The 7263-nt window shown below is 66.0% G+C and carries 6 protein-coding genes; 2 read left to right on the forward strand and 4 right to left on the reverse strand.

The window, feature by feature from the left end:
* Positions 1 to 134 precede the first annotated feature (134 nt).
* Positions 135 to 1559: a M20/M25/M40 family metallo-hydrolase gene (locus GY937_08660; GenBank protein ID MCP5056778.1), complete on the reverse strand. Its 1425-nt coding sequence runs from the start codon at positions 1557 to 1559 to the stop codon at positions 135 to 137.
* Positions 1526 to 3151, reverse strand: a complete 1626-nt coding sequence (locus GY937_08665; protein MCP5056779.1) for a long-chain-fatty-acid--CoA ligase — start codon at positions 3149 to 3151, stop codon at positions 1526 to 1528. The genes GY937_08660 and GY937_08665 overlap by 34 nt, the downstream gene beginning before the upstream one ends.
* A gap of 623 nt (positions 3152 to 3774) precedes the next feature.
* On the opposite strand from GY937_08665, the gene purU reads away from it, so the two are divergent.
* Both purU and GY937_08675 read left to right on the forward strand, forming a co-directional pair.
* Positions 3775 to 4638, forward strand: coding sequence for a formyltetrahydrofolate deformylase (gene purU / locus GY937_08670; protein ID MCP5056780.1), 864 nt, complete (start codon positions 3775 to 3777; stop codon positions 4636 to 4638).
* Positions 4639 to 4669: 31 nt separating this feature from the next.
* Positions 4670 to 5635: a hypothetical protein gene (locus GY937_08675; protein MCP5056781.1), complete on the forward strand. Its 966-nt coding sequence runs from the start codon at positions 4670 to 4672 to the stop codon at positions 5633 to 5635.
* Between the two features lie 91 nt (positions 5636 to 5726).
* On the opposite strand, the gene GY937_08680 is transcribed toward GY937_08675, so the two are convergent.
* Both GY937_08680 and GY937_08685 read right to left on the reverse strand, forming a co-directional pair.
* Positions 5727 to 7097, reverse strand: coding sequence for a rhomboid family intramembrane serine protease (locus tag GY937_08680; protein ID MCP5056782.1), 1371 nt, complete (start codon positions 7095 to 7097; stop codon positions 5727 to 5729).
* 25 nt (positions 7098 to 7122) lie between these two features.
* On the reverse strand, positions 7123 to 7263 hold a 141-nt coding region (locus tag GY937_08685), incomplete at its 5' end, for a hypothetical protein (protein ID MCP5056783.1).

The raw sequence follows: 7263 nt of genomic DNA on the forward strand, positions 1-7263 counted from the left end.
CCATTGCTGAAGCGTCGCCCGCTGGCTCTTGCTGAGGTGAATCTCGGCTGCGACCCGCATCGTGCCCCTCTGGCCGTTCGCCGCGAGGGTAACGTGGATAGTCCAATAGTGCCCTTTATTTATGAATCATATCACTAGGGGGCGCCAGCGCTCCTCCGCAGCAGGGCCTCGTAGAAGGTGATGGCCTCCAGGTAGGCGTCTACGGCCAGCCGCTCGCTCACGCCATGCACCCGCGTGCGATCCGCCAGGCTTACCCGGAGGGGCATGAAGCGAAAGCTGTCATCGGCGATCCGGCCGTAGTGCTTGGTATCGGTGCCCCCGACCACGAGGGCCGGCGCCACGACGGCATCCGGCGCGATCTCTCCGATGGTTTCGCTCAGCACGGCGTAGGCCTCGGACCGCGTATCCGCAGTCGGCGAAGGCTCTCGGGCGCGAACGACTTCGAGTTCGATGTCGGGGCCAACGATCTTGCGCACCCGTTCGATCACTGCGCCGCTCGTATCTCCCGGAATGATCCGGAAGTTCACCAGCGCCCAGGCTTCTCGGGGCAGGATGTTCTCTTTCGTACCCGCACCTGCCATGGTCACCGCGGTGGTCGTGCGTATGAACGCATTTGCCGTCGGGTCACTCGAGAGCCGCGAACGCGTCATCCAGGAGAAGAGCGGATTGGTGAGGAAGAGGCGTGGCCAGAACGGAAGTTCCGGCCCGAGAGCGCCCAACATTTCCCCGAACACGCCGCCCGAGCGTTCCGGCATCGGGTTCTCGTCGAGCGCGATCACGGCACGCGCCAGCTTGCCGATGGAGCCACCCGGCGCTGGCATGCTCGAATGGCCTCCGGGCGAACGCGCGGTCATGCGTAGGGAGAGGTAGCCCTTCTCGGCGACCCCGATCAGGGCAATCGGCTTCGTCACGCCGAGCGCGCCATCCGCGGCAATGATCATGCCCTCGTCCAGACTGAACCACAGCCGAACTCCCCGCTCTTCCAGCAGAGCCGTGATCGCCGCCGCGCCATGATCGCCGCCGAGTTCCTCGTCATGGCCGAATGCCAGCAGCACGGTGCGGCGCGGTGCGAAACCTCCGGCCAGCAGGTTCTCGACAGCCTCGAGGGTGGCCAGCACGCCCACCTTGTCATCGAGGGCACCACGGCCCCAGACATGGCCGTCGACGATCACACCGCTGAACGGCGGCTGCTCCCAGCTTTCCTCCGTGCCCTCCGGGACGGGAACCACGTCCAGATGAGAAGTGAGGAGCAACGGCTGCAATGCCGGATCACTCCCCTGCCACGTGTACAGAAGGCTGTGCTCGGCAACGCGCTCGCGCAGGAGTTCTGTGTGAACGCGGGGAAACACCTGTTCGAGATAGGCATGCAGCGCAGCGAACGGGGCCGGATCGAATTGGGCCCGGTCCTGATGGGAAACGGTTCGAAAGCGCAGTGCCGCCGCGAAACGCTCTTCGGGCGAATCCGCACCGGCGGAGACACCCGCCAGCAAGATGCTTGTTACGACGGCGGCGACACCAAGCCGTCTCAACCGCCGATCCTCTTCTCGTAGCCAACCCATTCTTTTTCCCTCAGTCGGAACTTCTGGACCTTGCCGGTCGAAGTCTTCGGAAGCTCGATGAATTCGATCGCCTTGGGGCACTTGAAGTGGGCCAGGCGGTCGCGACAGTAGTCGATCAATTCCTGCTCGGTCAGGCTCTCGCCCGGCTTCAGGGAAACGAAGGCCTTCGGCACCTCGCCCCAACGTTCATGGGGCATCGCCACGATGGCGGCCTCCAGCACCGCCGGGTGGGTCACGACGACGTGCTCGACCTCGATTGTCGAGATGTTCTCGCCACCGCTGATGATGATGTCCTTCTTCCGATCCCGAAGCTCGATGTAGCCATCCTCATGCATGACGCCCAGATCGCCCGAGTGGAACCAGCCACCCGCAAAGGCCGCCCGAGTGGCTTCCTCATCCCGGAAGTACCCCTTCATGACATTGTTGCCGCGCATCACGACCTCACCCATCGTCTCGCCGTCGGCGGGAACATCCGCCATGGCGTCATCGACGACCCGAAGGTGGGTCGCGTGGTGATAGGGAACACCCTGGCGAGCCATGACCCGAGCCTTTCCGTCCGGGTCGAGATCCTCCCAGCGCGCCTGCATCTCACAATAGACGTGGGGGCCGTACGTTTCCGTGAGCCCGTAGAGATGGGTGACCCGGATGCCCAGCTCTTCCATCCGCCGCAGGATCGTGGGTGAGGGCGGCGCGCCCCCGGTGGCCACGCGAATCGGCGGATCGAAATGCACGCCCTGGGCCTCGGGTGCTTCGGAGAGCATCAGCAATACGGTGGGCGCGCCGTTGAAGTGACTCACGCGCTCCTGGCGGATCAGCTCGAGAATCTCTGCCGGCTCGATTGCGCGCAACATGACATGGGTCCCGCCTGCCCCTGTCACACCCCACGGAAAGCACCAGCCGTTGCAGTGGAAGAGCGGCAGCGTCCAAAGGTAGACCGTGTCGCGGCCGAGATCGTGCACGATCATTTCGCCGAGGGCGTTCAGGAACGCGCCGCGGTGGGTGTACATGACACCCTTCGGCTGACCGGTCGTACCGCTCGTGTAGTTGAGCGAGGTGAGATCATCCTCGTCGTCGGGCGCCCAGGAGATCGGCAACACCGGCGCGCCTTCGACGAACTCGGCGTAGGTCGGACCGTCGAGCGGCGTCCCACGGAGCCCGGCGACGGGATCCTCGATGTTCACCAACAAGGGATTCGCGCCCAACCCCCCGGGCGCGTCGGCCACTTGCGGCGCAAGTTCCGTATCGCAAAACACGATCTTCGCCCCGGAGTGGCCGATGATGTAACCCACTTCCTCGGCGTTCAGGCGGGTATTGATCGCGACCAGCACGGCGCCGGCCCGCAGCACGGCGAAATGGGCGACCAACAGTTCGGGGATGTTCGGGGCAAGAAAGGCGACCCGGTCCCCCGGCAGGATCCCCGCACGCTGGAGAGCTCCGGCCAGTCGACCAACTTCGTCGGCGAGACGCTGGTAGTTCCAACGTGTTTCCCCGTACACAAGCGCGATCTTGTTGGGGAATACGCGCAGCGTTCGCTCGAGCAGCGCCACGGGCGTCATCGGATCCAGGTGCACCTCGGAGGGGTTTGCGCCCATGGGGCCGGATGATACCTGCAGCCCCTGTGACCGCGAGCACAGCCCAGGTCGGGCCCGCATGCCACGCTCGGCCACGTTCGAGGTTTCGCCCGCGCGGCGCCCCCTCCTCGCTGGTGCCCGGAAGTTCCGGGCCCTTTCCCCGTCCGGGCGGGAAGCGGGGCGTGGCGCGGGCTTCGAGGCTCTCATTTCGCCCCGGCGGCCGAATCTCCCGGGTGAAGACCCATGGGGCGATTGCCGGCGCTGGGGTCGCGAAAAAAAGTACCCCCGAGAGCAGATCCCAGGGGACCCTATTGCGGCTACGGCGTCCGCGCTCTCGGGGGCGGTGGCCTGGGACAACGTCCCAACGGCCGAGAAGAATCAGTCTTCGGCTCGGGTGGCTAGAACGCCGCCACCTCACTCGCCGTAGGTCTAGATTGGTCCAAGTTTGTACCTCCTTCTCGGCGTTGGTCGTACCCCACGAGACCCAGTTCTCGCTTCGGTCCCGGATGTCATGAGAGCGCCGAACCCACCGCCCCGGGTCGCCCCGCCGGTGCAGAAACCTGCCCGACAAGACTCGGGAATGAGTGATTCCCCTATTCGCCACCCTATCAGACGCCGCTGGGGGTGGCTAGCATCGCTTGCCCATGCCCCCTTCCCCCGAGATCGCAACGCTGATCGTTACTTGCCCGGACCGAAGGGGGATCGTGGCCAGCCTGGCCCAGGTGCTCCACGGCCATGGCGGCAACATTCTCGATGCGGACCAGCACACGGACATCGGAGCGGGCCAGTTCTTCCAACGCATCCGGGTCGATCTGGCGGAGCTGACCTCCGACCGGACGGGTTTCGAAGGAGCCATCGCGGAAGTCGCCGAACGTTTTCATATGACGTGGCACATCACCTGGCCGGGCGACAAGAAGAAAGTCGCGATCTTCGTCTCGCGCTACGACCACTGCCTCTGGGATCTCCTGCTCCGCCACCGGGCCGGTGAGTTCGATTGCGAGATCGTCGCGGTCGTGAGCAACCATCCAGACCTCGAACCGGTCTCGACACAATTCGGCGTAGGCCATCACGTGTTCCCGATTACCAAGGAGACGAAGGCGGATCAGGAGCGACGGGAGCGCGAGCTTCTCGACGGTCTGGGTGTCGATCTGATCGTGCTTGCCCGGTACATGCAGGTGCTTTCCGGGGAATTCGTGGCCGCGTACCCGAACCGGATCATCAACATCCATCACTCCTTCCTGCCCGCCTTCATGGGCGGCAAGCCCTACCACCAGGCTTTCGAGCGCGGCGTCAAATTGATCGGCGCCACCGCTCACTACGCGACGACGGATCTCGACGAGGGACCCATCATTGAACAGGCCGTGGTTCATACGTCCCACCGGGATGCCGTCAAGGATCTGCTGCGCAAGGGGCGCGACGTCGAGCGGATGGTGCTCGCCAAGGCCGTTCGCAACCACCTCGAGGATCGGGTGATCGCCTACGCCAACAAGACGGTGGTCTTCGAGTGAGGCCGACCCTGCACTCCTGGCGGCCGACCTCATGAATACCGGCCTACGAATGGTCGTGCTCGGCATCCTCACCGCCCTCGTGGTCGTCATGTGGGCAATGGCCTGGATGTCGAAGCGTTTCGAATCCGTTGCGGAGGGCATTGCAGCCCTCGAGGCACGGCGGTTCGAGACCCTCTCCGCGGTCGCGGTGGGAACCGGGGGAATCTTCGAGAACCACAACCGATCGGGCCCCGCCATCGCGGTGGGCCTGGATCGCGACATGCTGCTCGTCGATGCCGGCCGGGGCGTGGCATCTGCACTCCGTGCGGCAGAGATCCCCGCCTGGCAGCCGTCCCATCTGATCCTCAGTCAACTCGTGCCCGAGAACACCCTGGGCCTCGACGACCTGTGGATCAGCGGCTGGCTGGCCCAACGGGACGTGCCGCTCCAGATCCTGGGCCCGCCGGGAACCGCCCAGCTGGTCGAGCGGCTACGCAGCGTGTACGAGGAAGAAGCCCGGCGGCAGGCCGAACTCTGGGCGCTGCCCGCCGAGGGTGGCCTGACGCCCGTCCAGGAGATCACGGACGAGACCCGGCTCCATGTCGGCGAGATGGAAGTCGTTGTCGTGCCCCTGGCCGGGACCGATCCACCGGTCCTCGGCATCCGGGTCGAAACCGCGGCCCGCTCCCTGGCCATCGCGACCCGGGGCCAACCCGCGGCGGGCGTCGAAGAACTGGCTCGCGGTGCGGATTGGCTGTGGACGGAAGCGTTGTATGGCGCATCCCTCGATGCTGCAGAGGAGGCCGGGATCGACCAGTTGGAGCAGCTCAAGAACGAAGGTTCCCTGCACCTCCACCTCGAAGATGCCGGCGCTCTCGCTTCCCGTGCGGGTGTGCGGGGGCTGGTGCTGATCCGCCTGCGTCCGCCGCCGGTGTTCTCGTCTCGTTACCGGGACGTCGTCGGCAAGAGCTTCTCGGGAGCGGTCGTCCTGCCGGAAGACGGCGAGGTCATCGAGTAGCGAGAGCGGGGACGTTCTTTCCGCTGTTTCCGTTATTCGAGGCGGGCAAAGCCCGCCTCGAATAACGGAAACAGCGGAAAGAACGTCCCCGCTACACGCGGAGGCCTTCCTCCGGCAGCGGGAAGGGCTCCCGGCGGGGTGGGGCAGGTAGCGTGGGACCGGGCGGGCGATCGTCCGCGGCCCGTTCTCCCGTGAAACGCCGACGTTGTTCGTGGAAGTAGCCGACGCGCGGTGCCAGGCGAATGGCTTCCTCGATCAGATCGACGGCTTCTTCGGGCCGACCTCGCAAGAACGCGATCTCGGCCAACGTATCGAGGAGCGAGGGATTGGCCCGGGCCGTCTCGTTGACGGCCCTCTCGGCCATGCGTTCGGCGACCACCAGCTGCTCCTCGCTCACGTCCTCCGAGATCGCGATCGTCCAGGCTTCGTCGTTCAACAGGCCCGGCGAGGCCGAAGGGTTCTCGACCAAGCGACTGGCGCGGCGCATGCTCGCCGTGTCGGGAGCCAGAGCCGACCAGCCCAACCCGACCAACCCGAGCAGGACGAGAACGCCCGAGGCGAAGCCGACGCGGCGAATGCCGGGCCCCGCTGGCCGACCGGGAAGAAGGCGGGCCGTCACAGCCCAGGCTCCCAGCGCGCCCCCCGCCAGGCCGCCCCAGTGGGCCGCATGAGCCACGCCTGGCAGGAAACCCGTCAGGATCAGATCGCCCGCGAGCAGGCCCAGGAGCAAGCCGCGATGAATGCGCCAGGGCGCCGGCACTTGTTCCGGGCGAACGACCTCGAGAACCACCATCACCCCTGCCAAGCCCATCACCAGGCCCGAGGCGCCAATCACCACCGGATAGCCGGCAGCCGTGGACGCCCAGACTGTCCCCACGCCCGCCAACAGAAGCACGGCGGCCGTTCGGAAGGGGCCCAGAATGCGCTCCACGAAGCTACCGAGCGCCCATAGACCCAGGCCGTTCAAGAGCAGGTGCGGAGAGAGCAAGCCCCGGAGGCCTTCTCCGAAAGGCTCGTGGAGGAAGTGGCCTGTGACCATGCGCCAGGGTTCGATCGACGCCAGCTCCAGGTGAAGTGCACCCGCCGCAGTGAACCCGGGGACGACCAGCTGGAGGCCGAAGAGCAGCCCACACAGCCCGAGTAGCGCATGGGTCAACCGGGGAGGCTCGGCCCCGCTGATGGTCCGGTCGAGAGCCTCCATCTTTTGCAGCCGCGCGGCGCCGTCCGGCAGCTCCCCGACCCGCGCACGCAGCGCCTGGACCACCCGCAGCACGGAGGCCGAATCCGAAAGGAAGACCCGGGGGATTCCGAGCACTTCCTTGTGCGTGCTGATGCGCAGGCCCCGCGTGGACGCCGCGACATGGATCAGGTCGCGATAAGCGACGAACGCCCCACGACGCCCGGGCCCGGGAAGCCTGGCTCCGGTCTCGAGGAGTTCGACGCTGGGAGGAATCCCATCCATCCCGGGAGTCTAGGGAATGCGGGCGCTAGTCCTTCGGGACCAGCAGCGTCGGGAAGATGCGCTGGTAGGCCATCACCGTCATGGCGAACAGGCCCAGGAAGCCCAGGGCAATCCCCACCTGGATCGTCCCGAGGAACGCGTAGCTGTCATCGGGAACGATCGAGGG

This window comes from bacterium (assembly GCA_024228115.1).
GTDB lineage: Bacteria > Myxococcota_A > UBA9160 > UBA9160 > UBA6930.

Bases quoted from the DNA above. Each gene is read 5' to 3' on its own strand.
- GY937_08660 (MCP5056778.1), bottom strand. From the start codon at position 1,559: ATGGGTTGGCTACGAGAAGAGGATCGGCGGTTGAGACGGCTTGGTGTC.
- GY937_08665 (MCP5056779.1), bottom strand. From the start codon at position 3,151: ATGGGCGCAAACCCCTCCGAGGTGCACCTGGATCCGATGACGCCCGTG.
- purU (MCP5056780.1), top strand. From the start codon at position 3,775: ATGCCCCCTTCCCCCGAGATCGCAACGCTGATCGTTACTTGCCCGGAC.
- GY937_08675 (MCP5056781.1), top strand. From the start codon at position 4,670: ATGAATACCGGCCTACGAATGGTCGTGCTCGGCATCCTCACCGCCCTC.
- GY937_08680 (MCP5056782.1), bottom strand. From the start codon at position 7,097: ATGGATGGGATTCCTCCCAGCGTCGAACTCCTCGAGACCGGAGCCAGG.